Genomic DNA, 24,272 nt, shown 5'->3' on the forward strand with positions numbered 1-24,272 from the left:
TGGACCCGAAGACCTCGAACACGTCGCCCAGGAACTCAACGCCCGCCCCCGCAAAACACTGGGCTGGAATACCCCAGCCGAACAACTACGTGATCTACTAAGAGCCAGCTAAACCCGGGTGTTGCAACAACCCCTAGAATTCAAGGTGCCCAATCTGGCCGTCAAGGGTTGAGCAGATTGGTGTGGCGCACGGCTGTATCGAGCTGAAGGGCCCGCGTGGCTCATCCAATTTGCTGAAAGGCCGGACGACATGCCGCGCCTTCACTGGAGGGCGGCGTCACCCTTCGTGCCCCGACCGCGGCGGGCTTCGGGCGCCGGGGGAACAGGCTTGGCGGCCTGGATCGCCTCCAGGCGTACGACGACGTCACCACCTCGTGTGGCAACGGTGACGGAGTGCTCGTCCACGGTAGTCAGGAAGCCCAGGGCGTCCGTCAATCCATCCTCAATCCGGTATCGAACCACCACACGTGTTCCCAGCGGCAATTGAGTCAATCTTTCCACGACGGCGTCCACTTGTTCATAGTAGGTCTTGAATGTCGGGACGCTGTCCGGCGTTGGGGGATAATGGAGTTAAGCCCAGCCCGGGATCGGGTGCCGGAACATCGTCAGGAAGGTCGGTACGTGACGTATGTAATCGCACAGCCGTGCGTGGATGTCAAAGACAAGGCATGTATCGAAGAATGCCCGGTTGACTGCATTTACGAGGGTGAGCGTTCGCTGTACATCCACCCCGATGAGTGCGTTGACTGCGGCGCCTGTGAGCCTGTCTGCCCGGTCGAAGCCATCTACTACGAAGATGACACACCGGACGAGTGGGCCGAGTACTACAAGGCCAACGTGGAGTTCTTCGATGAGCTTGGCTCACCCGGCGGAGCGGCCAAGATCGGCAATACGCACCGGGATCATCCCATCATTGCGGTGCTTCCGCCGCAGAACCAGGGCTGAGGCTTTTCCGTGGCTGTCTCCGGACCCGGCAGAACCACCGATCGGGAGTTCGGGCTCCAACTTCCCGAGTACCCCTGGGACGCGATGACGCCGTACTTGGCCACGGCTTCCGAGCATCCCGATGGTTTGGTTAACCTGTCAATTGGCACACCGGTGGATCCAACGCCGCCGCTGATCCGCCAGGCCTTGGCCTCCGCAGCCGACGCTCCGGGATATCCGACGACGCACGGCACAGCGGCGTTGCGCCGGGCGGTGGTCGCGTGGTTTGCTCGACGACGGGCTGTCCCGGGACTGGATCCACGCGACGTTCTGCCTACCGTTGGCTCCAAGGAACTCGTGGCCTGGCTGCCGCTGTTGCTCGGCCTGGGAAGTGGAGATGTGGTGGTCCGGCCAACGGTGGCTTACCCCACCTACGACATTGGCGCCCGGATTGCGGGGGCAACGGCGGTGGCCGCGGATTCGTTGGACGGCTTGGACCAGGCGACACTTGCCCGCGTCAGGCTGGTGTGGATAAATTCACCGGGGAATCCCACCGGCATTGTGCGTGGGATCGGCGAGCTGAAGGCAATTGTCGAACAGGCGCGGGCCATCGGCGCCGTGGTCGCTTCCGACGAGTGCTACGCCGAGCTGGGCTGGGGCCAGTGGGATCCTGCCCGTGACGGGCAGCCCGTCCCCAGCGTCCTGGACCCTAGGGTGTCCGGCGGCTCCACCAAGAATCTGCTCGCTGTCTATTCACTGAGCAAACAGTCCAATATTGCCGGCTACCGGGCGGCCTTCGCGGCCGGAGATTCCTCGATCATCGCCAGCCTCGTCAACAGTCGGAAGCACGCCGGCATGATTGTTCCGTACCCTGTGCAACAGGCGATGCGGGCGGCGCTCGGTGACGACGAACACGTTCGGGAACAGAAAGACCTCTACCGCTCGCGTCGGGAACTGCTGCTGCCCGCGCTCGCGGATTTCGGCCTGCGTGTGCACTCCTCCGAAGCTGGCCTGTATCTGTGGTGCACGGCCGGAGAGGACACTTGGACCACTGTTGGCCGGCTGGCCGAACGCGGCATCCTGGTTGGCCCGGGCGTCTTTTATGGGACCGCCGGAGAGGGCTTTATCCGGGTTGCGCTGACCGGCACGGACGAGCGGATCGCCTCCGCTGCCTCCCGGCTGCAGGCCAACGGGTGACGGTGGCCACATTTTGAGGCAAACTGGGGCCTAATCGCTTGAGCGGATTAGTTCTTGGACGGGCGGGGCGGTAGTTTTTAACTAATTGTCTAGGCGCGGATCCAACAGTTTTTCCCGTTTGTCATTGACGCTGGCAAGCTGATGGCCCGCACACGGACCCGAGCGCATAGATCTAACAATGCCTCCGACAAGGAGGCTGGGCAACCTCATGAAGGGGACTCCATGACTGAATCGACGGGCGCATCCCTGCGTTACGACGGCGGAGAGCTTGAACTTCCGCGGATCAAGGCCGTAGAGGGAAACGACGGCTACGATGTTTCCAAGCTGCTCAAGGACACCGGTGCGGTGACCTTCGACCCAGGCTTTATGAACACCGCCGCCACTACGTCGGCCATCACCTACATCGACGGCGACAAGGGCATCCTGCGCTACCGCGGCTACCCGATCGAGGAATTGGCCGAGCACTCGAGCTTCCTGGAAGTCTCATACCTGCTCATCTACGGAAACCTACCCAGTGCCGCGGAACTCGCAGCATTCGACGAGCGCATCCGCCGCCACACCCTGCTGCATGAAGATCTGAAGGGATTCTTTGGCGGGTTCCCCCGGGACGCGCACCCGATGCCTGTCCTCTCCTCGGCCGTTTCCGCGCTGTCGACGTTTTATCAGGACTCGCTGGACCCGTTCGACGACGAGCAGGTGGAACTCTCGACCTACCGCCTGTTGGCCAAGATGCCCGTCATCGCCGCCTACGCCCTCAAGAAGTCGATGGGGCAGCCGATGCTGTATCCGGACAACTCGATGAATCTGGTGGAGAATTTCCTGCGCCTGAGCTTTGGCCTGCCCGCGGAGCCGTACGACATGGACCCGACAGTGGTCAAGGCTCTGGACTTGTTGCTGATTCTGCATGCGGATCACGAGCAGAACTGCTCCACCTCAACGGTACGTTTGGTAGGCAGCTCCAATGCCAACCTGTTTGCCTCCGTTTCGGCAGGCATCAATGCGCTGTTTGGCCCGCTGCATGGTGGTGCCAACGAAGCGGTCCTCAACATGCTGCGACAGATTCAGGCGAGTGGCGAGCCCGTGGAAAAGTTCGTTGAACGCGTCAAGAACAAGGAAGCCGGCGTGAAGCTGATGGGCTTCGGGCACCGCGTTTACAAGAATTATGACCCTCGGGCAAAGATCGTCAAAGCGACGGCTCATGAGATCCTGGCCAAGCTGGGCGGCAACGATGAACTGCTGGAAATCGCCATGCGCCTCGAGGAGGTCGCTTTGACGGATGAGTACTTCATCTCCCGCAAGCTGTACCCCAACGTGGATTTCTACACCGGGCTGATCTACAAAGCCATGGGCTTTCCGGAAAAAATGTTCACCGTGCTTTTTGCCATCGGACGTCTGCCGGGCTGGATTGCTCAGTGGCGCGAAATGATGCAGGATCCGCAGACCAAGATCGGCCGCCCGCGTCAGCTCTACACAGGCGAAGCCGAACGGATGTACCCCTCGCGCTAGGTTTTCAGTTCAGTACGACGACGACGGCGGTCACCTTCCGCGAAAGGTGACCGCCGTCGTCGTATTTGGGTCAGGCCAGGGTCAGGGGGCGGCGTAGCCGTTGGGGTTATTCTTCTGCCACCGCCAGTGATCCTGGCACATCTCGTCCAGGCTCTTGCTGGTGGACCAGCTCAAATCGGCCAGCGCGGCCGACGGGTCTGCCCAGAAGGCGGGAAGATCTCCATCCCGGCGGGGCGCCAGCTCAGAGGGCAGCGTGTGTCCCACAGCCCGCTCGAAGGCATGCAGCACGTCAAAGACGGATGAGCCGATGCCGGAGCCGAGGTTCCAGCGGAAGACCCCGGCGCGGCTGGCCACATAATCGACCGCGGCCACATGGCCCTCGGACAAGTCCATCACGTGAATGTAATCGCGCAGGCAGGTTCCGTCCGGGGTGTCGTAATCGCCGCCAAAGATCATCAGCTTCTCGCGCCGGCCCACGGCAACCTGGGCAATGAACGGCACCAGGTTGTTCGGAATACCCAAGGGATCCTCACCAATGCGGCCGGATTCGTGCGCACCCACGGGATTGAAGTAGCGCAGCAGAGCGATGTGCCAGCGGCTGTCCGCGGCACCGATATCGCTGAGAATGTCTTCTATCTGCTCCTTGGTGCGGCCATAGGGATTATCGGCGCCAATATCCATTTTCTCCACGTAGGGAACGGCGTTGTTCCCGCCGTAGACCGTGGCGGAGGAGCTGAACACCAACGTGCGGACATCATGGGCATCCATCACACGGAGCAGGTTGATGGTCCCTGTGACGTTGTTGTGGTAATACCTCAGCGGCTGCTGCACCGATTCGCCCACGGCTTTCAGGCCGGCGAAATGAATGACGGCACCGACGGCGTGCTGATCAAAAACCGCCGTGAGGGCGGCCTCGTCGAGCAGGTCAGTATGCGCAAACACCACGTTCCGTCCCGCCAGTTCCTGCACCCGGTTCAGCGACTCCCGGCTTGAGTTGACGAGGTTATCGACGACGACGACGTCATGGCCGGCCTGCAGCAGGCAAAGAACCGTGTGTGAGCCGATATAGCCGGTCCCGCCGGTCACCAAAACTTTCATGCATTAACCCTACCGGCAGCGGGTGGCTGCTCCGCCGTGCCGTGTCGCAGTGCCGTGTCGCCCGGCCGTGTCACAGTGCCGTGTCGCCCGGCCGTGTCCCCGTGCCGTTCCGACGTTCGGGTCCGCAGTGCCGTTCCGACGTTCGGGTCCGCCGTGTCGTTCCGCCGTTCGGGTCCGCCGTGTCGTTCCGCCGTTTGGGTCCGCCGTGTTCCGCCACTAGAAACCGCGACCTATAGCTCCCGGCCATCGCCACAGGACAGGGAGCCAAGGTAATCTGGAATCTGCACTTTAGCTCGTGGAATCGGACTAGGAAAGCAGCGCAGATGCACCATACAGGAGGCCCCGGCTGGCGCATCACGATGGATACGTCCGGGCCAATGCTGATAGCCATCTACATGCGGGATGTGGCGGGACTGGCTGGAGCCGGCTTCCCTCCTCTTGCGGCCGCCGCCCCCGCCATCCGCCCCGCCGATCCGCATCAGCTGACCGCCAAGGTTGGCGGAGTTGAGGCTCTGCGGGAGCAGTGGGAATGGTGGTGGCGGGCGCTGCTGGCACACCATCCGCAGATGGAACCCCCGATGACGCCTCCGAATTTCCAGGCCTTCGGTGAAGCTCCGGCTTTGCAGCGCGTGCTGCAGGCTCATTTCGGTGCCGCCCTGAGTTGGGCTCGAGAGCGGCAAAGCGAGTATGCGCGTCTGGCGGTGCAGCGCGAGACGCTGGGTGGGACCAGCATCCTGACCGAACTTGTACAGGATCGGGAAATGGAACTGGGCCGAAACGCCCGTGATTTCACGCTCACTATTCTGGAACTTCCCCTGGCCGAGCCACGTGCGTGGTTTGTGGAGCCCGATCAGCTGATCATGAGTCAGCACCTCCTGGACGACCAGGAAACGTTCCGCAGCTATGTCCAACCAGTGGTCGAGATGCTCGTCTGACAGGACGGACGACGACGGGGGTCCCGCCTTGCGGCGGGAGACGGCAGCCCCGTCTCTCGGGAGGCCCGCAGGTTGGGCGGGACGCCGGCCTCAGGTGGGCGGGGCCGCACGCACCGTGATGACCACATTGCCGGCCGGCACTGCTGAGGGCTGCCAGCCCTTATTCGCAGTGGAGACGTTGTCGGCTCGGACCCATTGCCTGCCTGCGAAAGCGACTTCGGTGATGTTGAGCGAGCTGGCGTTCGCCACCGCCCACTGCGCATAACTCCAGCCGGCCACGTCGCCGGCGGGAATGGCGACGATACCGGCGGCTGTGGAGGTCTCTAGCGCACCATAGGCACGCTGCAGTTTGGCGACGACGGCGGCCGGACTTCCCGCCGCCGTCGGGCCGTCCAGCGTGCAGCTCAAGGCCGCGGGGGAGAGCCCTGTGAGCGCCGATGCGAAGGCTTTCCCGAGCGGCTCCCGCTGGGCGTAGGCCTCTGGGTAGGCCGAACGCTGCACCAGCTGGGCCGCTTCGGTGACCGGCATGACCTGGTAACCGGCAATGCCTTCCAGCACGTCGTAGAAGGCGTTGGATGCGTGCACCGGATCGAGGATCTGTGCGCGGGTTCCCCAGCCCTGCGAAGGACGCTGCTGAAACAGGCCTTCGGAGTCCAGATCGCCATAGGAAATGTTGCGCAGCTTGGATTCCTGCAAGGCGACCGCCAAAGCAATCGAGGCGGCGCGCGAGGGCAGCCCGCGGTTCACGGAGACGGCAGCTATCAGGGCGGCGTTCTCGGCCTGGTCCGGCGCCAGGGTGTACTGCTTGTCCCCGACAACGGCGGTGCAGCCCACCGCCAGCGGCGGGGCGGGCGGCGCGAAGAAATTCACCACCCACACCCCGGCTGCCACAATCAGGCCCAGGACGACGGCGAGGGAGACCAGGGCGATGATCCAGGCGCGGACGCGGGCACGACGACGGCCAGAGACTTTGGCGCCAGCCCGGGCTTTGGTGCCGGCCCGGGGCTTGGTGCCGGCCCGGGGCTTGGTGCCGGCCCGGGCTTTTGCGGGTGCCCGCGGCTTCAATCGGGCGCGGGGCTGGGCGCGTGCCCCGTAATTGGTGCCTGCCTGTGGCTTGGTGCCCCCGAGGGGCCTCCCGCCTTCGCCGGGACCGGCCTGCCTCGGGTGGCTCACCGCTCCAGTCCGGACGCGCCGCCATGGGGGATGGGTATCGCAAAGGGTCCCACGTTACGTCTGCCTAATTTGCGTGCAGGGCAGCATTGAGTTCGACGATTTGGCCCTGGCGTGGGAGGGCCTCAACCTCGCCGGATGTGGAGTTGCGGCGGAAGAGCAGGTTGGACACGCCGGAGAGTTCGCTGGCCTTGACGATCCGGCTGGTGTCCTCGCCGTCGTCGTCCTTTAAACCGGGGACACGAATGCGCGTGCCGGCCGTGACGTACAGCCCGGCCTCCACGACCGAGTCGTTTCCGATGCTGATTCCCACGCCCGAGTTCGCGCCCAGCAGTACACGCTCGCCCACGGTAATCCGCTCCTTGCCGCCGCCGGAGAGCATGCCCATGATCGAAGCTCCGCCTCCGACGTCGGAGCCGGCACCCACCACGACGCCGGCTGAGATCCGCCCCTCCACCATGGTGCCGCCCAGCGTTCCGGCATTAAAGTTGACGAAGCCTTCATGCATCACCGTGGTGCCTTCGGCGAGATGAGCGCCCAGGCGCACCCGATCCGCGTCGGCCACCCGGACACCGGACGGGACCACATAGTCCACCATCCGGGGAAACTTATCCACGCCGTAGACCGTGACGGCTCCCCGGCGGCGCAGCCGGGCGCGGGTCCGTTCAAAGTCCTCGGCGGCGGCCGGGCCAAAGTTGGTCCAGACGACAGTGGGCAGCGCAGCAAAGATGCCATCGAGATTAACGCTGTTCGGAGCCACGAGGCGGTGCGAGAGCAGATGCAGCCGCAGATAGGCGTCCGCAGTGTCCGCCGGTGGCGCATCCAGGTCGATCTGTGCAAAGACCACTTTCAGACCCACCGCCCGGTCAACATCCGTGCCCTGAGCCGCCAGCGCTGAGAGTTCGGGATCCGCTTCCGGAGCATCGCCGAGAGATCCGACGGCGATGCCCAGCGCCGGGGCCGGATACCAGACATCCAGCATGGTGCCGCTGTCCGTCACCGTGGCCACGCCAAAGCCATGAGCTGTCCGGTCCGCTGCCTGGTGTGGTTCGTGGCCGGCAGGGGTGGCGGAAGCAGTATCAGTCATGGCACAAGTCTACCGAGAGTGGATTCGTGTTTTACATCGTTGCGGCGGTGGCCGTGGCGCTGTTCGGGTGCGGTAGTGGCTGTCGACATCGTTCGGGTGCGGCGAACGTGTGGCTATGCTGATCGGGTGAGTAATGAATTGGATCTCCATCAGGACGTTGCCCAGCTCACCGAGGTGCTGCTGAATGTGGAAAGCGTCTCGGGGACCGAAAAACCATTGGCCGATGCGGTGGAGGCTGCGCTCCGGCAACTGCCACACCTGCAGGTGCTGCGCAACGGCGACGCCATTGTGGCCCGGACGCAGCTTGGCCGACCCGAGCGGGTGATCCTGGCTGGGCATTTGGACACCGTGCCATTGCCCACCGTGGAGGGATCCCGGGGAACCGTGCCCGCGAGCTGGGACGGTGAGGTCCTGTACGGGCGCGGCGCCACGGACATGAAGGGTGGCGTTGCCGTTCAGCTGGCGCTCGCCGCGACGCTGCCTCAACCCACGAAGGACGTCACCTTTGTGTTCTCTGACCATGAAGAGGTGGAGGCCGCGAAAAGCGGTCTGGGGCGGCTGGTTCGGGATCACCGGGATTGGCTGCAAGCCGACTTCGGCATCCTGCTGGAGCCCACGAACGGCACGGTCGAGGGCGGCTGCAACGGCACCATGCGTTTTGACGTGAACACTCACGGCGTCGCTGCGCACTCCGCCCGGTCCTGGATGGGGAGTAACGCGATTCATGCCGCGGCCGGCATTCTGGACCGGCTGCGGGATTATCAGCCCCGGACGGTGGCGGTGGACGGCCTGGACTATCGGGAAAGCCTCAACGCCGTGAAGATCCGCGGCGGCACCGCAGGCAACGTGATCCCGGATGCCTGCGTGGTGGAGCTGAATTACCGCTTCGCTCCGGACAAGACACCAGATCAGGCGGAAGCGCACGTCCGCGAAGTGCTGGAGGGGTTCGAGGTGGTGCGCACCGACGCCGCCGCCGGCGCCCGGCCGGGTCTAAATGCTCCTGCCGCTGCCAGTTTTGCTGCCGCCGTGGGGGCCGAGCCGAAACCCAAATACGGCTGGACGGACGTAGCCCGGCTCAGCGAGCTGGGAATCCCCGCGGTGAACTTTGGGCCCGGCGATGCACTGCTGGCCCACAGCGACGACGAGCACGTGGCCGCGGCAGACATTCGCGCTTGCCTGAGCGTGCTGACGAACTGGCTGCGGTAGCCTATCCGCGGACAGATCTTCTGCGTCGGCCGTGTTCCCGCCCGCTTCCGCGTGGTGGCTTTGGTTCGGCCGCGGACGAACGGGAATGTCCGGCTCAGGCGTCTGCCATGATCCGCGGTGGGGCTGCTTTGATGGCTTTGGGGCCGCGCCGCAGCCTCAGCTCCAGCCATTTGGCGAATCCGGACAGGAGCAGGCACAGCACAATATAGGTGACGCCGGCCACCATCAGGGCAGGGAGCACGGGTGAGCCGTACTGTGACTGTGTGCCGAAGTAGTTCGCCTGGAACAGGATCTCGTTGTAGGTGATGATGAAACCCAAGGCGGTGTCCTTGAGGATCACGACCAGCTGCGCAATGATCACCGGCAGCATCGAGCGAACCGCCTGCGGAAGCAGGATAATCCGCTGGACCTGTCCCTTGGACATGCCGATGGCATATCCTGCTTCCTTCTGGCCCTGCGGCAGGGATTCAATGCCGGCTCGGAACACTTCCGCCAGCACCGATCCGTTGTAGGCCGCAAGGCCGACGACGACGGCGGTAAAGGGGGTGATGCCGTGGACGCCGAGCGGGGGCAGGCCGTAATACAGGATCATCATCATGATCAGGACGGGGATCGCGCGGAGGAGTTCGGTGATCCCATAGCAGGGCCGGCTGATCCAGCTGCGGTCCGAGAGCCGGCCAAAGGCCAGCAGGATGCCGAAGACCAGACTGCCGGCGGCGGCTGTGGCGAAGGCCCCGAGGGTGGCACCGATGCTGGTCACGATGGTTTGCTGCACCAGTGGGAAGGTGAAGATGCGCCACTTGGCCGCGGTGAACTGCCCAGTCTGGGCGAAACGCAGAAGAATGAAGGCAACGATGGCCAACACCACCAGCACGGTCAGGACGCTCAGCACCCGGTTTCGTGACCGGGCCTTAGGCCCGGGGACATCAAAGAGAAGCGAGCTCATCGTGCAACCCTCCATTTGTTCTCGAAGTAGCGTTGCAGCGTGGACAGCACGCCGATGACCAGCAGGACGAATATCAGGGCGACCCAGAGCAGTCCAACAATGGCTGGCTCGCCCCGCTCACTCAGGTTCTGCCTGATGGCGCCGGCTTCCAGGACGGAAAAACCCGCCGCCACGGTTGTGTTCTTCAGCAGTGCGATGAAGACGCTGAACAGCGGAGGAATGACGGAGCGGAACGCCTGCGGGAGAATCACCAGCAGCAGCGATGGCAGGAAGGGCAGTCCAATGGCGCGGGCGGCCTCAGCCTGTCCCACCGGGACGGTATTGATGCCGGAGCGGATGGCCTCGGCCACATACGTGGCCGTGTACAACGACAGGCCAATGATGGCCGCGCTCAGGAAGCTGATCGGGACCAAGCCCAGTTTTGGGTACCCCAACGCAAAGAACGCCAGGATCACGGTCAGCGGCATATTGCGGACGGTATTGACATACACCGTCCCGGCGGCCCGCATCGCCGGCACCGGCGATACACGCATGGCGGCAACGATCGTGCCGAGTATCAGGGCGAAGACCGCCGAGAAGACAAACAAAATACCGGTGTTCTTAAACCCCGTCGTGAACAGATCGAGGTTATTGAGGAGTGTATCCACGGTGCGCTTTCGCTGTGAGGAATTTCGGATTCAGTTCCGGGCGCGGATGGTTCCGGCAGTTCTGCCGGAACCATCCGCCTGATTACCCCGGGTGACCGGTTCTCAGTACTGGTCGACCTTGGGCTGGTCCACCTTGGTGCCGGATTTGCCCAGCGTGCCGTCGTAGATCTTCTTCCAGGTGTCGCCGCCGTTGGTGAACATCTTGTTGATGAAGGTGCGCAGCGCGGTGTCGCCCTTGGGCAGGCCCACACCATACTTCTCAGTGGTGAACGGCTCACCGACGACCTTCAGGGTGTCCGGCTCCTGCGCTGCATAGCCAATCAGAATGGCCTGGTCCGTGGTCACCGCATCAACTTGACCGCCCTTGAGCGCCTCGACGCACTTGGAGTACGTGTCGAACTCGGTGGTTTTGGTGTCAGGGAAGTTGGACTTGATGTTCTGGATCGGCGTGGATCCGGTCGCGGAACAGACGTTCTTGCCGGCCAAGTCCTTTTCGCTCTTAATCGTCGAGTTGTCCTTCTTGACCAGCAGACCTTGGCCGGTGATGAAGTACGGTCCGGCGAAGTCAATCAGCTGCTTACGCTTGTCGGTGATGGAATACGTGCCGACGTAGTAGTCAATGTCGCCGTTGGTGATGGCCGATTCGCGGCTGGCTGAGGGGATCGGCTTGAACTCGATCTTGTCCGCCGGGACGCCCAAAGAGGCTGCAACCCATTTGGCAATTTCGATGTCGAAGCCGGTGTATTCGCCGGTGGCCGCGTCTTTGAAGCCGAGACCTGGCTGATCCTGCTTGACGCCGATCCGGACCGTACCGCTGGATTTGATCTTGTCAAAGGTCGGGCTGCCCGTCAGGGCCACGTCCTTGGCGACTTCATAGGAGGGGGCGGCACCGGAGTCCGCGCCCGGAGCCGCGGTACCGCCGCCGCCACCGCAGGCAGACAGCGCCAGGGCGGCGGCGGCCAGGACGGCTGCGGCTCCCAGCCGCTTGGTGGCAAAGAATGCCTTCATGGTGTTCCTTTCATTTCGGCCACGAGCGTGGCCTGGATGCGGGTGCTGTTGAATTGAATGTCCTGACGAATCGTTCCCGCAAGGATGGGTCGGAGCGGAAGCCCGGATGGAATATGCGGCGCGGGCCGCCGGTCTCAGTGCGTGAGGATCTTGGACAGGAAATCCCTGGCGCGGGCACTCTGCGCGTTGGTGAAGAACTCTTCCGGCTTTGCGTCCTCAACGATCTGCCCGTCGGACATGAAGACCACCCGGTCCGCTGCCTTCCGGGCGAATCCCATCTCGTGGGTTACCACGATCATGGTCATGCCTTCCTTGGCCAAGCCCACCATGACGTCGAGCACTTCATTGATCATTTCCGGGTCCAACGCGGACGTCGGCTCGTCAAACAGCATGACCTTGGGTTTCATGGCCAGCGCCCGGGCAATGGCGACGCGCTGCTGCTGGCCGCCGGACAGTTGCGCGGGCAACTTCGCGGCCTGGTGGCCCACTCCGACCCGCTCCAGCAGCGCCATGGCCTGCTTGTCGGCCTCGGATTTGGAAACACCCTTGACCTTGATCGGGCCTAGGGTCACGTTTTCCAGGATGGTCTTGTGCGCGAAGAGGTTGAAGGACTGGAAAACCATGCCGACGTCTGCACGCAGGCGGGCAAGTTCCTTCCCCTCAGCCGGCAGTTCCTTGCCGTCGATGCGGATATCGCCGTCGTCGATCGTTTCCAGCCGGTTGATCGCACGGCACAATGTTGATTTACCGGAGCCCGAAGGACCGATGACCACGACTACCTCGCCCTTTTGCACCCGCAGATTGATGTTCTGCAGGACATGCAATTCACCGAAATGCTTGTTGACCGCGGTCAGTTCAACGAGCGCGGGCGCAACTGCTTGACTTGTCATAGGAGAAATCTACCGAATCTTTCCCCGCTTGAGCGCTATCGGCACAGGCGTTGGCACATCGTGACGTGAAAGTGATGTGGGAAATGGCTCCGAATCGCCTGTGAATCTGGCGGCCCGTAGGCGCCTCGACGCGGCGGCGCGGGGCGAAACGCCCGGGGAAAACGGAGCAGGAGGGACATCGGGGTTCACGGTTGGCATAGCCTTGAGGGCATGAGCGCACCGACTGGGTCTAACCGCAACGTTTCAGCACGCCGCAAGGGCCCGATCGAGCTGCGCCGTGACCAGGCACAAGGGTCGACATCGGATGCCCGGCTGTTGGACACGCGGGCCGGCGGCGAGTTCACCAGTACTGATCCGTGGCGGGTGCTGCGGATTCAGAGCGAATTCGTTGAAGGTTTCGGAGCTTTGGCGAACGTTGGACCGGCTGTCAGCGTTTTCGGTTCCGCGCGGACCAAACCCGGCAGCCCGTACTACGAAACCGCCACCGAGGTGGGCCGGCTGCTGGCCGAAGCCAATATCGCCGTGATCACCGGGGGAGGACCCGGCTCCATGGAAGCGGCGAACAAGGGTGCCTGCGAGGCGGGCGGACTTTCGGTGGGCCTCGGAATCGAGCTGCCGTTCGAACAGGGGATCAACGAGTGGGTGGATCTCGGCGTAAACTTTCGGTATTTCTTTGCCCGCAAGACCATGTTCGTCAAATATGCCCAGGGCTTCATCGTGCTTCCGGGCGGACTCGGTACCCTGGATGAGCTGTTTGAAGCCATGGTGCTGGTGCAGACGAAAAAGGTCACATCATTTCCGATCGTGCTGATCGGCAGGGATTTCTGGAGTCCGATGATCGAATGGATCCGCAACACATTGGTGGTGGACGGACTGGTCTGGGCGGAGGACGTGGACATTGTCCAGCTCGCCGACACCGCCGAAGAAGCCGTGGCTCTCGTGCTGGCCAGCGGCGTGGCCCGAAAGGCCTGAGTTGCGCGGGGCTGCTTCCCAGCCGCCTTTGCGCAAGTGCACGGGCGGATCTGGCACCATGGTCCTGTGAGTTACTTCCTGATCTTCCTGGCCGTCGCGGTGGGTGGTGCCGTGGCACTGTATGTGGTGGGGTTGAACAGGTCTTCCGCAGCCGCGGATGGATCCGCCCTGGCAGACTCGCTGGCCGATCCGGTCGCGAATCTCCCGCCCGTGCTGCTGCCCGATGTGCCGCGCCCGGAGGATGTGGACCGGCTCCGCTTTTCGCTGGGACTGCGCGGCTACCGGATGGATCAGGTCGACGAGGTGTTGGACCTGCTAAGGGACCAGCTTGCCCTTAGGGACGCCCGGATCACTGAACTCGAAGAGACGCTCAGCCGCGATGCCCGGGCCGCCGTCGGGTCCGACCAAATGCAGGCTCGGCCAGAATGAGCGCACTGATTGTGGGCTCCGACGGCAGGGCGCGCTGCGGTTGGGCCGGGATGGCGGCGAACCCGGACTATGAGCGTTACCACGACGAGGAGTGGGGGCGGCCGGTGAGCAGCGAGCGGGATTTGTTCGAGCGGCTGAGCCTGGAAGCGTTTCAGTCCGGCCTGAGCTGGATCACCATTCTGCGCAAGCGTGAGGCGTTCCGCGTGGCGTTCAGCAACTTTGACCCGGAGCGGGTAGCCGGCTTTGACTGCTCCGACGTCCAACGTCTGCTGGCCGATGCCGGTATTGTCCGCAACGCAGCGAAGATCCGCGCAACTATTGCCAACGCCCAGGCCTTGCTGGCTTTGCCGGAGGAGGAAACGCTCACCGAACTGGTTCACGCGCATCGGCCCAACGCCGTGGCCGGCACATCGGCTGCCGCTGAAATACCGGCTTGGACCGTCGAATCGGTGGCTTTGGCCAAGGCGCTGAAAAAGCGTGGCTTTCGGTTCGTTGGCCCGACGACGGCCTACGCCATGATGCAGGCGGTGGGCGTGGTCAACGATCATGTTCCCGGCTGTTGGGTCCGTGAAAATGTTTGAGACAGTGGCTTATACGGGAACGACAGATGTACCGTCCTGTTGAGCAGGATCGCCTGCTGGAACCGGGACGCCGCATACGGGCCGCTGTGGCGCGTTGGCCCTGGTGGGTGCGGATTGCATTGATTTATGTGGCCGCCCGCTGTGTTTCCTTTGCCATCCTTGCGGCGGTTGCCCTGCAGCAGGGGCCGAACCCCTGGGGTTCGTCCAGCCCGGATTACCTGCACTTCGTGGACATCTGGGATGCCGAGTGGTATCACCGGATCTTCAGCACCGGCTATCCAGGCAGCATCCCGCGCGATGCAGGTGGAACCGCACTTCAGAACCCCTGGGCCTTTTATCCGCTGTACCCCTTCCTGGTGCGCGGCCTCAATGCCATCACCGGCGTCGACTGGCTGGTGCTGGCGCCAGCGGTATCGCTGCTGGCCGGGCTGGCCGCCTCACTCGTGATCTACCGGCTCTTTCGGTGTTTCGCCTCCGCCGCGGCGGCAACCTGGGCTGTCGCCTTTTTTGTCACCTTTCCGGTCTCGCCGGTGCTGCAAGTTCCATACGCCGAGTCGATATCCCTCCTGCTGCTCGCCGGATCGCTGTACCTGCTGCTGCGGCGCCGGTATCTGTGGGCCATTCCGGTGGTGGCGCTGATGTGCCTTTCGCGGCCGATCGGCCCTCCCTTCGCCGTCGTCGTACTGGCACATCTGCTGCTGCGGTGGTGGCATCGCCGCCGGGACCCTGTGAGCGTTCGGCAGTTGGCAGCGGGCGGTTCGCTGCTGCTGGCCAGCGCGCTGGCCGCTGTGGCCTGGCCGCTGATTGCCTGGGCCGTCACCGGGGACATAAAGGCGTACACGGACACCGAAACGGCCTGGCGTGGCGGTGAACTGACCCTCTTCCAACCGTGGTTCGACGAGGGGCAACGGCTCTTTGGGCCGATTTTGGGACTGTTGGCTCCGGCAGTGCTGGTGATCGTATTCGCCCTTGTTCTCAACTCGCCTGCGGCCCGGACGGGCGGAACCGATCTGCGGCTGTGGTGTGCCACCTACTTCGGCTACCTCCTGGCCGTGCTGGAACCTCAGACCAGCACCTTCCGCATGCTCCTGCCGCTGTTTCCGCTGACCTTAGCCGCCGCGCTGGTCTCACCGTCCCGGGCGTACCGGGGGACCGTCGTGGTGCTTTTCGTGCTGCTGCAGATCGTCTGGGTGGCGTGGCTTTGGTCCTGGGCGCCGCTGCCCGGCGGCGGAGACTATCCGCCTTAACCGGTTTCCGCACCGCGCTTCGGGCCAGCCGCCGGGCGCGTCCGTAGGTTCCGATTGGCTCCTCCACTTCGGATACAGGATAATGGTGTGAGCGAACGAACACGGGCCGACCAAAGTGCCCCAGCCACAGCCGCGAAGGCGAACTGTCCGGCTGACGTTATCTCGCGGACGGAAAGCTGGAAGTGGAATTTCGTCCGCACACTGTGAAGGGGAATTCCTAATGGCGGCGATGAAGCCCAGAACCGGCGACGGTCCTATGGAGGTCACTAAAGAAGGGCGTTCATTAATCATGCGCGTCCCCCTGGAAGGTGGCGGGCGGCTGGTCGTCGAGCTGAACGTCGAAGAGGCGGGCAAACTCAGGGAGTGCCTGGTCGGCGTCACGCCGTAGCGGAACCTGATCCGGGACCGGGACCGGGACCGGGGACATCCGGCCTCGTACCTGATCCGGCACTTTGCTGAAGCAGCGCCAGGAGCTTGGTCCCGTCCGGAACCCCCAGCCCGGTGCAGGCGTCCCAACCCGGCCCGGCGCTGTAGGCGCCGTTGTTCCCGCTGGTAATGTCCCGGAATCCGGCCGGCACGGCACCGCCGGAACTTTGTGCGTAGAGCAGCGGCTGCGTTAGTCCCAGCCGGGTCCCGGTGGCTTGGGTCAGGCGCGCTATTAACGCCGCCCAAAGGGGCGACACAGCGCTGGTGCCGCCGATGACCATGTCCCGGCCATCCACGCGGACCTTGTAACCCGTTTGAGGATCGGCCACGGCCGAGACGTCGGGCACGCCCCGCCCGGTTTTGCCGCTCAGTTCCGGAACTCCCGAATTGCTCTGCCAAGGCGGCAGGGCAAAAACACCGCTCACGCCACCCCCGGTCGCCCCGCCCGAGGCGCCGTTGTTCCACACCGTCTCCGAATTCACGGTGCCGGTCCCGGCATCGGCCTCGAGCCGGGTTCCACCGCACGCTAAGGCATGTGGACTGGACGCCGGGAAATCCACGTGTGCCTTGGCGTCAGTGGCCCGGTCCGTGCTGCCGTCGTCGCCCGCGGCCGCCGTGACGGTGACGCCAAGGATCGAGGCGTCAGCCATCGCCTGATCAAAGGCCGTCCTGGCCTGGGGGGTCCAATCATCTTCGCTCTGGCCCCAGCTGATGCTGATGGCTGCCGGCGTAGGTTCCGCGTGCGCTGCCTGAGCGATGGCGTCCAGGAATCCGTCATCGGTGTTGGGGGCAAAGTAGACCACCACGGCGGCACCTGGGGCCATGGCCCCGGCCACTTCGATGTCCAGCAGGACCTCTCCATCTGCCCCGCTGGGGTCCTGGCCGGGTTGGTTGTCGGCCCCGTCGACGCCTACCGCTGTCACAACCGGTCCCTGGATTCCAAGGTCCCGGAAATAAGCGTCCAGGTCCGCCTGATCAAAGCCGCCACCGAGTTCAATGATGGCGATGCTTTCCCCCGAACCGTCAAAGTCCGCAGGGAAATTGTAGATCCGTCCCAAGTCCAGCGGCGTGTAGGAGGTGGCGCGGGCGGCCGAGGGTGCGATCCGGAACAGGGCACGGGTCTGCGGCCGGTTGTCCAGGCCCAGCACGGCCGTGACAACACCGTCCAGCACCGCCGGCACGCTCAGGCCGCCGGTCCGGTGCCGGTGTGTCACAGTTTCGCCTGACGGGAGACCCCTGTCGAACAGCTGCAGTTCGGTGCCGAAAATCCGTCCCATCAGTTCCGCGCTCCCGGAGATCCGCACCCGGCGCGAAGCAGCGTCCGCATCCAGCACCCGTACCCCCAGCCCGGACAGCGTCGATGTGACCAGATCCAGGTCATCGGTTGAGGCACCGTAGGCTGCGGCTGCGGCAGGATCGAGCGGCGCGCTGAAGGCGTCGGCACCGGGTTCGCGCTGCCGCCGCAGCACCACGGTGGCCTGCACAGTTGCCTCGGCATGGAGCAGCGCCGCAGCTGCGGCGCTGAAGCCGGCCGCAGGTGGACGCTCGCTGCCGGGCAGAGGTCGAAGGTCCAGCTCGGGTGGCTGGCTGTCATGCTGGTTTGGGCCCTGTTCGTTCATGATCCCGGTCTACCACTAAGGACGGACAAGGTGAAGGACGGGCCCGTTGAAACAGCTCGCGGGCGATCCGTTGGGAGCGAAGGTGCAGCGCCGGATCCTACCGCTTGACCGCCAGCAGCAGACCATCTCCGGTGGGCAGCAGCGTGGACATGAGCCGCTCATCCTCGCGGATGGTCCTGCCGATTTGGCGAAGCACCAGAGTCGATGCTTCCCGAATCGCTGGATCCGAGACCCGGTCCTTGTCGAGGGCGTCGTTGATGATGAGCAGGCCGCCGGATTTGAGCAACCGGACGGCCTGTTCGACATAGCCCGGGTAGGACGGCTTGTCCGCGTCCAGGAACACCAGATCGTACGCGGCATCCGTCAGGCGCGGCAGAACATCCCCTGCCCGCCCCGAGATCGTCCGGGTCCGGTTCGCCGGCGAACCGGACTCAAGGTACGCCTCACGCGCCGCTTTGAGATGTTCGACGTCGGCGTCAATGGTGGTGAGGACGGATTGCCGGCCGAGGCCGCGCAGCAGGCATACCCCTGAAACGCCGGCGCCCGTTCCGATTTCCACGGCCGTTTGGGCCTTCGACACCGCCGCGAGCACCGTCAGCGCGGCGCCCACTGCCGGGCTGACAGGCACAACGCCCAGTTCGTGCGAACGTTCCCGGGCCCGCAGCAGAACCTCGTCCTCGGAGGGCAACCCTTCGGTATAGGACCAGCTGGTGGACTTATCGGCGCTCATGGGTTCAACTTTCCTGACTGTGGCAGTGGGCTTCAAGCTTACTGCCTTGGCCGTGGCGGACATCGCAGGGATCCCCAGCAAATGCCCAGTATTGGTTGAGATGCTAAAGAGGTTGACGTTCAGTGGTGGCCCGGCCGGTTGACGCAGGAATGGCAGCAGATTCGCCGCTCTACCAGCCATCCAACCGGGTGGCCGCTGCGAATAACTCCATATATGTCCGTTCTCCGCAATGTCCGCCTCCTAAGCTGGCGGATAATTGTGGCAGAGCGCGAATCCGGAGGGGTTCCGGTGCAGGCATAAGGACGAGGAAGTGGCCATGAATGCAGCAAATTCGGCAGCGGCAGCGGCAGCGGTGCGCGAGCCGAGCATTACGCCGGATGGGAGCGAATGGGTGGCGCCGTCGTGGGAAGAAGTTGTCACGAACCACTCCGCCAAGGTCTTCCGGCTCGCCTATCGGCTGACGGGCAACAAGTACGACGCCGAAGATCTCACCCAGGAAGTTTTTGTCCGGGTTTTCCGTTCGCTGGCGAATTTCAAACCCGGGACTTTGGACGGCTGGCTGCACCGGATCACCACCAATCTGTTCCTGGATCAGGCCCGCCGCAAAACGCGGATCCGATTCGATGCGCTGGGCGAGGACGCCGAGTCGAGGCTGCCCGGGCGGGATCCTGGTCCCGAGCGCAGCTTCGAATTCAACAATCTGGACCTTGACGTTCAAGCAGCGTTGGAGGCCTTGCCGCCGGACTTCCGCGCCGCCGTCGTCCTGTGTGATCTGGAAGGACTCTCCTACGACGAAGTGGCGGAGGCGTTGGGCGTCAAACTGGGCACGGTACGTTCCCGCATCCACCGCGGCCGGACAATGCTGCGCGAATCGCTGGCTCACCGTGCACCGGGGCGCGCCACGCAGGAGCCGGACGGGGCCGTGAAAAAGCCTGCCAAGGCGTCCCTGTTGCTGAGCCGCGTGATGGGAGCCCATTAGAGGCTGCCATGACGCACCTAGGACATTGCGTCGGGGACTTCTTGGCACGGCGTCTGCCCTCCGGCCAGCAGGAGCGGGCCGAACAGCATCTGCTGGACTGCGCCCACTGCCGGCTGCTCGTGGCACGGGAACGGCACCGGCTGCACCTGATGCAGGCGGCCGCGGGTCCCGAACCGGCTGCTGACCTGGCCCAGCGGATTCTCTCGCGCACGCAGTCGCTCAATACCGGCGGGAACGAGCGGTTGTGCCTGCCATATCGACGCCACCGCCGGGCGCGAAATGCCCTCATTGCAAGTGCGATGGCCGCAGTCTTCGGAGTACTTAGCTGCGGTGCGGCGTATGTGGTGGGAGGGAACGACGCTGCTGCCCGGCCGGGGGTCAGCGCCGGAGCCATGACGGGCCGATGGCCAGTGGCCATCTCCGCGGCGAAGACCGTCCGTGCCAGTTCCGTGCAGCGTGCGGCGCCCGTGAACGCCGCCGCGATCCAGCAGCTCAAAGCGGCGGGATGGGCCTGCCCGGAACTGGAATCCCTGGGTTTTTCGCTCCGTTCCGCCGATGGCTTTGTCCGCGCGGGTGTTCCCACTCTGGAACTGGTGCTCAGCAATGGCGCCAATACTGTCGCCCTTTACGAACAGCGCCCGCAAAGAGAGGCCGCTGCGGGTGGCAGTGGGATCCCGGTCAATGCTCTGACCGGCCACGACGCCCAAACCGATGGGTTCGAACCCACCAGTACCGGAGGCGTCCAACTGTGGCTGCATCCGGGACGTCCGTGGCAGCTGATTTTCCGCGAGGACGACGCCACGTATACGGTTTCCACCGATTTGCCGGCCAGCGCCGTTGCTGCTGTAACTGCAGCCATTGCGGGGCAGGAGCACCGCCGGGCCACGGACGCCACGTCCGGGGCGCCCGCCACATCCGGGCCGACCGCCGCGACCGGAACCGCGCAGGCGGCTCCCTCCAGCGACCAACTATCAGGGAATGACTGGATGACCCGCATCGAACGCGGATTCAGCCGTCTGGTGCCGTTCAAATGAGGCGGCCGCGGCGGTGCCCGTGCGCTCGGTTTCGGGCCCGGCGCCTCGGCCTTTTGCTTTACCGGCCTTCGTGGCAGCGGCAAATCGTCGCTTTCAGCCTGGAGAGGGTATTCTTCCTAACGTGCTAGGTATCAATACTCCGGAGCTGCTCATCATTGCCGTAGTTGCGGTTCTGGTGATTGGTCCTCAGCGCCTGCCCGAATACGTTGAAAAGCTCAAGAACTTGATTCGGGAAGTCCGCCGGATGGCGGCCGGTGCCCGGGAGACCATCAAGGACGAGGCCGGCGTCGACTTGGACGAGATCGACTGGAAGAAACTGGACCCGCGGCAGTACGATCCCCGCCGCATCATCCGGGATGCCTTGATGGACGACGAGCCCGCCGTTCCGAGCAAAGGCATTTCATCCGGGGGGCCGGAGGCCTCGGACAGCAGCCTTTCCAGCAGTGAGCCCGCCGCCGCCGGCCTGTCACTGGAGAAGGTTGAGCGTTTGGCTGCCGGTCAGCGCGCTCCGTTTGATCTGGAGTCAACCTAGCGCCACCGGATTTGCTAAGTGGGCTGCACTCCCAGCCGGAGCCCGGCGAGCCCGCGCGGGCGCGCCATCAGCCGGTCCGCAATCGCCAGCAGGGATTGGGCGGCGGGCGTTCCGGGACCGGACAGCACAATGGGCGCACCACTGTCGCCGCCCTCCCGCAGCGCCATATCGATCGGTATCTGACCCAGCAGCGGCACGTCGGTGCCCACGGTTCGGCTGAGCCGTTGGGCCAACAGCGCCCCTCCGCCGCTGCCGAACAGTTCCATCAGCGTTCCGTCCGGGAGTTCCAAAAACGACATATTTTCCACCACTCCAGCCACCTTCTGCCCGGTCTGCAGAGCGATGGCACCAGCGCGTTCGGCAACATCCGCCGCGGCGGCTTGCGGGGTGGTGACCACCAGGATTTCGGCGCGCGGCAGCAGTTGCGCCACGGAAATCGCGACATCCCCGGTGCCCGGCGGCAGATCCAGGAACAGGACGTCGAGGTCGCCGAAGTACACGTCTGTGAGGAACTGCTCCAGCGCCCGGTGCAGCATCGGTCCCCGCCAGGCTACGGGCTGGTTGCCGGTCACGAACATACCTATCGAAATGACCTTCACACCGCAGGCCACCGGCGGCAGGATCATCTCATCCACCCGGGTGGGGCTCTGCACGGTCCCGGACCGCGTCAGACCCAGCAGCGCGGGGACGGAGAAACCATAGATATCGGCGTCCACGATGCCCACCCGCAGTCCCTTGGCGGCCATGGCGCAGGCCAGATTCACTGTCACGCTGGACTTTCCCACCCCGCCCTTGCCGCTCGCCACGGCATATATCCGGGTCAGCGAACCGGGCGAGTTGAACGGGATTCCGCGCGATCCGCCAGTGCCTTTGAGTCGTTCCTTGAGGGCCTGCCGCTGTTCGGTGCTCATCACGGTCAGATCCACATCCACGGCGGTGACGCCGTCGAGCGTGCCCAGCGCCTGGGCGACGTCGGCGCGGATGGTTCCGCGCAGCGGGCAGCCGGCGATGGTAAGGCGGACGACGGCGCGTACCCGGCCGCCGTCGTCGATCCGGACCGACTTGACCATGTCCAGCTCGGTAATGGGACGGCGCAGTTCGGGATCAAGAACCGTTCCGAGTGCGGCCAGCAGCGCCGCCTCATCAGGGCGTGGAGCCTGCTGCCCCGGCACGCTCAGTTTGATCTCCCGGGCGCCGGGGTGCCGGTGCTGAGGGGCCGAATCCGGGGGATGGCCTGCGTCTTGGGACCGCCCTTACTGTCACGGCGCTCCCGTTTCTCCGCAATCGGCCCGGCCTCGGCGTCCTCTTCGGTTTCCTGCGCCGCAACCAGTTCCTCGAGCAGGGAGCGCAGCTCGGAGCGGACAAAGTCCCGGGTGGCGATTTCGCGCAGCGAAATCCGCAGCGCCGCAACCTCACGGGTCAGGTATTCGGTGTCCGCCAGGTTCCGTTCATCGCGCGCGCGATCCTGCTCAATGGTGACGCGGTCCCGGTCATCCTGCCGGTTCTGGGCGAGCAGGATCAGCGGTGCGGCGTAGGAGGCCTGGGTGGAGAAGAACAGATTCAGCAGAATGAAAGGGTATGGGTCCCATTGGAATCCGTACAGCCCGACAACGTTGATCAGGACCCACACGATCACAAAGATGGTCATGTAGAACAGGAAGTTTGCAGTGCCCATGTAGCGCGCGAAACGCTCCGCGAACCGGCCGAAGGCATCGGGGTCGCTGGCAAAGTTCGGAAACATCCGGGAGCGCAGCTCGCGCGGGGTGTCCAGGCCGCCGAGCGTGGACGGTCGCTTCTCAGCCAATGCGGCCTCCTAGTTTCCGCAGCGGGGCACCATCATCATGGGTGCGCCAGTCGTCGGGGAGCAGATGGTCCAGAAGGTCGTCAACAGTCACCGCCCCCACCAAACGGCCGGCCTTGTTCACGACCGGAACGGAGTTGAGGTTATACGAGGCCATGGTGCGGCTGACGTCGCTCAGGCTCGCGTGGTCCAGGACCGGTTCCAGGTTCTTATCCACGATGGTGCCCAACTGTTCCGGCGGAGGGCTGCGCAGCAGCTGCTGGATATGCACCACGCCGAGGAAGCGTCCGGTGGGCGTCTCCAGCGGCGGACGGCAGATAAAGATGGCCGACGCCAGGGCGGGAGAGAGGTCCTCGCTGCGCACGTGTGCCAAAGCCTCGGCCACCGTCGCTTCGGGCGGCAGGATCACCGGGACCGGGGTCATCAGACCGCCGGCCGTGTCGTCGTCGTACTGCAGGAGCCGGCGGACGTCGTCGGCCTCGTCCGGATCCATCAGCGCCAGCAGCTGCTCGGCCTTGGCGCTGGGCAGATCCGCCAGCAGGTCCGCCGCGTCGTCCGGATCCATTTCCTCCAGGACGTCCGCGGCGCGCTCGTTGTCCAGGGCGGACAGGAGCGTGACCTGGTCCTCTTCCGGAAGTTCCTGCAGCACATGGGCCAGCCGGTCGTCCTGCAGCTCGCCGGCCACCTCGATGCGCCGCTTATTGCTCATTTCCTGCAGCGCATCCGCGAAGTCCGCGGGTTTGAGGTCCTCATGGGTTGCCACGAACTGGCTGGCGCCCTGCGGCTCATTTTCCGCACCCTGATTGGCGTCGGCCCAGTCGATCAGCACGGTATGCCCCCGGCGCAGGCCGCGCAGCCGGGAGGTGGAGGTACCGCGGCGAACAAACAGCTTCGAGACCAGCCAATCGCCATTGCGCAGCTGATCCATCGCGATATCCTCAATGATCGCCTCCCCGCTGCCGTCCCTGAGGGTAACCTTCCGATCAAACATTTCGCCCACGACGAGCTGCTCGGCGCCGCGCTGCTCGAAGCGGCGCAGGTTCACCAGCCCGGTGCAGATGACTTGGGTCTGGTCAATGGACGTCAGCCGGGTCATTGGCACGAAGACGCGTTTCTTCCCCTGCACCTCCACCACGACGCCGACCACATGGGGGGCGCCACGTTCGCCGCGGGAGAGCACTACGACGTCCCGCAGCCGGCCCAGCCGGTCGCCGAGGGGGTCGAATACGTCCAGTCCTAATAAACGCGCAACGAAGACGCGTGAAGGGTTTGTGCTCACTAGTACAGGCTACGTCGAAGCGCGGAAAA

General features: G+C 64.4%; 26 protein-coding genes. 13 read left to right on the plus strand and 13 right to left on the minus strand.

Annotated features, from left to right (window positions below; translation table 11 throughout):
* Window positions 1-261: 261 nt before the first annotated feature.
* The gene (locus IV498_RS12705; RefSeq protein WP_269047132.1) at window positions 262-501 is read right to left on the minus strand and encodes a putative acetyltransferase; all 240 of its coding nucleotides are present in this window, start codon (window positions 499-501) and stop codon (window positions 262-264) included.
* A gap of 120 nt (window positions 502-621) precedes the next feature.
* On the opposite strand from IV498_RS12705, the gene fdxA reads away from it, so the two are divergent.
* The 3 genes from fdxA to IV498_RS12720 all read left to right on the plus strand — a co-directional run bounded on the left by fdxA (window position 622) and on the right by IV498_RS12720 (window position 3,627).
* On the plus strand, window positions 622-945 hold the full coding sequence (gene fdxA, locus IV498_RS12710) for a ferredoxin (protein WP_269047133.1): 324 nt from the start codon (window positions 622-624) through the stop codon (window positions 943-945).
* Between the two features lie 9 nt (window positions 946-954).
* The gene (dapC, locus tag IV498_RS12715; RefSeq protein WP_269047135.1) at window positions 955-2,121 is read left to right on the plus strand and encodes a succinyldiaminopimelate transaminase; all 1,167 of its coding nucleotides are present in this window, start codon (window positions 955-957) and stop codon (window positions 2,119-2,121) included.
* Between the two features lie 222 nt (window positions 2,122-2,343).
* Window positions 2,344-3,627, plus strand: a complete 1,284-nt coding sequence (locus IV498_RS12720; protein ID WP_269047136.1) for a citrate synthase — start codon at window positions 2,344-2,346, stop codon at window positions 3,625-3,627.
* Between the two features lie 81 nt (window positions 3,628-3,708).
* Here IV498_RS12720 and galE read toward each other — a convergent pair whose 3' ends face one another.
* Window positions 3,709-4,725, minus strand: coding sequence for a UDP-glucose 4-epimerase GalE (gene galE, locus IV498_RS12725; protein WP_269047138.1), 1,017 nt, complete (start codon window positions 4,723-4,725; stop codon window positions 3,709-3,711).
* Window positions 4,726-5,048: 323 nt separating this feature from the next.
* On the opposite strand from galE, the gene IV498_RS12730 reads away from it, so the two are divergent.
* Complete coding sequence (locus IV498_RS12730; RefSeq protein ID WP_269047139.1) at window positions 5,049-5,660, plus strand: hypothetical protein; 612 nt, start codon at window positions 5,049-5,051, stop codon at window positions 5,658-5,660.
* Window positions 5,661-5,750: 90 nt separating this feature from the next.
* Here IV498_RS12730 and IV498_RS12735 read toward each other — a convergent pair whose 3' ends face one another.
* Window positions 5,751-6,593: a hypothetical protein gene (locus tag IV498_RS12735; RefSeq protein WP_442951349.1), complete on the minus strand. Its 843-nt coding sequence runs from the start codon at window positions 6,591-6,593 to the stop codon at window positions 5,751-5,753.
* A gap of 304 nt (window positions 6,594-6,897) precedes the next feature.
* Window positions 6,898-7,917 (minus strand): 2,3,4,5-tetrahydropyridine-2,6-dicarboxylate N-succinyltransferase, encoded by a 1,020-nt coding sequence (gene dapD / locus IV498_RS12740; protein ID WP_269047142.1) that lies wholly within the window; start codon window positions 7,915-7,917, stop codon window positions 6,898-6,900.
* Window positions 7,918-8,043: 126 nt separating this feature from the next.
* Between dapD and dapE the strand changes: the two genes are divergently transcribed.
* Window positions 8,044-9,123, plus strand: coding sequence for a succinyl-diaminopimelate desuccinylase (gene dapE / locus IV498_RS12745; protein WP_269047144.1), 1,080 nt, complete (start codon window positions 8,044-8,046; stop codon window positions 9,121-9,123).
* A gap of 94 nt (window positions 9,124-9,217) precedes the next feature.
* On the opposite strand, the gene IV498_RS12750 is transcribed toward dapE, so the two are convergent.
* The 4 genes from IV498_RS12750 to IV498_RS12765 form a co-directional block, all read right to left on the minus strand.
* Window positions 9,218-10,069: an amino acid ABC transporter permease gene (locus tag IV498_RS12750; RefSeq protein WP_269047145.1), complete on the minus strand. Its 852-nt coding sequence runs from the start codon at window positions 10,067-10,069 to the stop codon at window positions 9,218-9,220.
* Window positions 10,066-10,716, minus strand: a complete 651-nt coding sequence (locus IV498_RS12755; RefSeq protein WP_269047147.1) for an amino acid ABC transporter permease — start codon at window positions 10,714-10,716, stop codon at window positions 10,066-10,068. Before IV498_RS12755 ends, IV498_RS12750 begins: the two co-directional genes overlap by 4 nt.
* A 102-nt stretch (window positions 10,717-10,818) precedes the next feature.
* Window positions 10,819-11,724: a glutamate ABC transporter substrate-binding protein gene (locus IV498_RS12760; protein WP_269047148.1), complete on the minus strand. Its 906-nt coding sequence runs from the start codon at window positions 11,722-11,724 to the stop codon at window positions 10,819-10,821.
* 134 nt (window positions 11,725-11,858) lie between these two features.
* On the minus strand, window positions 11,859-12,614 hold the full coding sequence (locus IV498_RS12765) for an amino acid ABC transporter ATP-binding protein (protein ID WP_269047150.1): 756 nt from the start codon (window positions 12,612-12,614) through the stop codon (window positions 11,859-11,861).
* A gap of 210 nt (window positions 12,615-12,824) precedes the next feature.
* Here IV498_RS12765 and IV498_RS12770 point away from each other — a divergent pair, with 210 nt between their 5' ends.
* From IV498_RS12770 to IV498_RS12790, 5 genes are all read left to right on the plus strand, one after another.
* Complete coding sequence (locus IV498_RS12770; protein WP_269047152.1) at window positions 12,825-13,586, plus strand: TIGR00730 family Rossman fold protein; 762 nt, start codon at window positions 12,825-12,827, stop codon at window positions 13,584-13,586.
* Window positions 13,587-13,652: 66 nt separating this feature from the next.
* Window positions 13,653-14,015 (plus strand): DivIVA domain-containing protein, encoded by a 363-nt coding sequence (locus IV498_RS12775; RefSeq protein WP_269047154.1) that lies wholly within the window; start codon window positions 13,653-13,655, stop codon window positions 14,013-14,015.
* A complete protein-coding gene (locus tag IV498_RS12780; RefSeq protein WP_269047155.1) occupies window positions 14,012-14,596 on the plus strand; it encodes a DNA-3-methyladenine glycosylase I in 585 nt (194 codons plus the stop codon). The genes IV498_RS12775 and IV498_RS12780 overlap by 4 nt, the downstream gene beginning before the upstream one ends.
* Window positions 14,597-14,622: 26 nt before the next feature.
* Window positions 14,623-15,843 carry a hypothetical protein gene (locus IV498_RS12785; protein ID WP_269047157.1) on the plus strand — a complete coding sequence of 407 codons (1,221 nt, stop codon included), beginning with the start codon at window positions 14,623-14,625 and terminating at the stop codon, window positions 15,841-15,843.
* Window positions 15,844-16,063: 220 nt separating this feature from the next.
* Entirely contained in the window at window positions 16,064-16,231 is a 168-nt protein-coding gene (locus IV498_RS12790) for a DUF3117 domain-containing protein (protein ID WP_269047159.1), read from the plus strand.
* Here IV498_RS12790 and IV498_RS12795 read toward each other — a convergent pair.
* Entirely contained in the window at window positions 16,221-17,888 is a 1,668-nt protein-coding gene (locus tag IV498_RS12795; protein WP_269047160.1) for a S53 family peptidase, read from the minus strand. The two genes, IV498_RS12790 and IV498_RS12795, sit on opposite strands and share 11 nt — an antisense overlap.
* Before the next feature lie 97 nt (window positions 17,889-17,985).
* Window positions 17,986-18,618 (minus strand): O-methyltransferase, encoded by a 633-nt coding sequence (locus IV498_RS12800; RefSeq protein WP_269047162.1) that lies wholly within the window; start codon window positions 18,616-18,618, stop codon window positions 17,986-17,988.
* 316 nt (window positions 18,619-18,934) lie between these two features.
* Here IV498_RS12800 and sigE point away from each other — a divergent pair, with 316 nt between their 5' ends.
* The 3 genes from sigE (at window position 18,935) to IV498_RS12815 (ending at window position 21,163) form a co-directional block, all read left to right on the plus strand.
* Window positions 18,935-19,597: an RNA polymerase sigma factor SigE gene (gene sigE / locus IV498_RS12805; protein ID WP_269047164.1), complete on the plus strand. Its 663-nt coding sequence runs from the start codon at window positions 18,935-18,937 to the stop codon at window positions 19,595-19,597.
* A gap of 8 nt (window positions 19,598-19,605) precedes the next feature.
* A complete protein-coding gene (locus IV498_RS12810; RefSeq protein ID WP_269047165.1) occupies window positions 19,606-20,631 on the plus strand; it encodes a hypothetical protein in 1,026 nt (341 codons plus the stop codon).
* A gap of 121 nt (window positions 20,632-20,752) precedes the next feature.
* The gene (locus tag IV498_RS12815) at window positions 20,753-21,163 is read left to right on the plus strand and encodes a twin-arginine translocase TatA/TatE family subunit (protein WP_269047167.1); all 411 of its coding nucleotides are present in this window, start codon (window positions 20,753-20,755) and stop codon (window positions 21,161-21,163) included.
* A gap of 14 nt (window positions 21,164-21,177) precedes the next feature.
* On the opposite strand, the gene IV498_RS12820 is transcribed toward IV498_RS12815, so the two are convergent.
* The 3 genes from IV498_RS12820 to IV498_RS12830 are packed head-to-tail and all read right to left on the minus strand — an operon-like array spanning window position 21,178 to window position 24,243.
* Window positions 21,178-22,335 carry an Mrp/NBP35 family ATP-binding protein gene (locus tag IV498_RS12820; RefSeq protein ID WP_269047169.1) on the minus strand — a complete coding sequence of 386 codons (1,158 nt, stop codon included), beginning with the start codon at window positions 22,333-22,335 and terminating at the stop codon, window positions 21,178-21,180.
* A gap of 2 nt (window positions 22,336-22,337) precedes the next feature.
* Window positions 22,338-22,904 (minus strand): DUF1003 domain-containing protein, encoded by a 567-nt coding sequence (locus tag IV498_RS12825; protein WP_269047184.1) that lies wholly within the window; start codon window positions 22,902-22,904, stop codon window positions 22,338-22,340.
* A 55-nt stretch (window positions 22,905-22,959) separates the two neighbouring features.
* Window positions 22,960-24,243, minus strand: coding sequence for a magnesium transporter MgtE N-terminal domain-containing protein (locus IV498_RS12830; RefSeq protein ID WP_269047170.1), 1,284 nt, complete (start codon window positions 24,241-24,243; stop codon window positions 22,960-22,962).
* Between the last annotated feature and the right edge of the window lie 29 nt (window positions 24,244-24,272).

This window comes from Paenarthrobacter sp. Z7-10 (assembly GCF_026932795.1).
Taxonomy (GTDB): domain Bacteria; phylum Actinomycetota; class Actinomycetes; order Actinomycetales; family Micrococcaceae; genus Arthrobacter_M.

Bases quoted from the DNA above. Each gene is read 5' to 3' on its own strand.
- IV498_RS12720 (WP_269047136.1), top strand. From the start codon at position 2,344: ATGACTGAATCGACGGGCGCATCCCTGCGTTACGACGGCGGAGAGCTT.
- galE (WP_269047138.1), bottom strand. From the start codon at position 4,725: ATGAAAGTTTTGGTGACCGGCGGGACCGGCTATATCGGCTCACACACG.
- IV498_RS12730 (WP_269047139.1), top strand. From the start codon at position 5,049: ATGCACCATACAGGAGGCCCCGGCTGGCGCATCACGATGGATACGTCC.
- dapD (WP_269047142.1), bottom strand. From the start codon at position 7,917: ATGACTGATACTGCTTCCGCCACCCCTGCCGGCCACGAACCACACCAG.
- IV498_RS12750 (WP_269047145.1), bottom strand. From the start codon at position 10,069: ATGAGCTCGCTTCTCTTTGATGTCCCCGGGCCTAAGGCCCGGTCACGA.
- IV498_RS12760 (WP_269047148.1), bottom strand. From the start codon at position 11,724: ATGAAGGCATTCTTTGCCACCAAGCGGCTGGGAGCCGCAGCCGTCCTG.
- IV498_RS12765 (WP_269047150.1), bottom strand. From the start codon at position 12,614: ATGACAAGTCAAGCAGTTGCGCCCGCGCTCGTTGAACTGACCGCGGTC.
- IV498_RS12770 (WP_269047152.1), top strand. From the start codon at position 12,825: ATGAGCGCACCGACTGGGTCTAACCGCAACGTTTCAGCACGCCGCAAG.
- IV498_RS12780 (WP_269047155.1), top strand. From the start codon at position 14,012: ATGAGCGCACTGATTGTGGGCTCCGACGGCAGGGCGCGCTGCGGTTGG.
- IV498_RS12785 (WP_269047157.1), top strand. From the start codon at position 14,623: ATGTACCGTCCTGTTGAGCAGGATCGCCTGCTGGAACCGGGACGCCGC.
- IV498_RS12790 (WP_269047159.1), top strand. From the start codon at position 16,064: ATGGCGGCGATGAAGCCCAGAACCGGCGACGGTCCTATGGAGGTCACT.
- IV498_RS12795 (WP_269047160.1), bottom strand. From the start codon at position 17,888: ATGAACGAACAGGGCCCAAACCAGCATGACAGCCAGCCACCCGAGCTG.
- IV498_RS12800 (WP_269047162.1), bottom strand. From the start codon at position 18,618: ATGAGCGCCGATAAGTCCACCAGCTGGTCCTATACCGAAGGGTTGCCC.
- sigE (WP_269047164.1), top strand. From the start codon at position 18,935: ATGAATGCAGCAAATTCGGCAGCGGCAGCGGCAGCGGTGCGCGAGCCG.
- IV498_RS12810 (WP_269047165.1), top strand. From the start codon at position 19,606: ATGACGCACCTAGGACATTGCGTCGGGGACTTCTTGGCACGGCGTCTG.
- IV498_RS12825 (WP_269047184.1), bottom strand. From the start codon at position 22,904: ATGTTTCCGAACTTTGCCAGCGACCCCGATGCCTTCGGCCGGTTCGCG.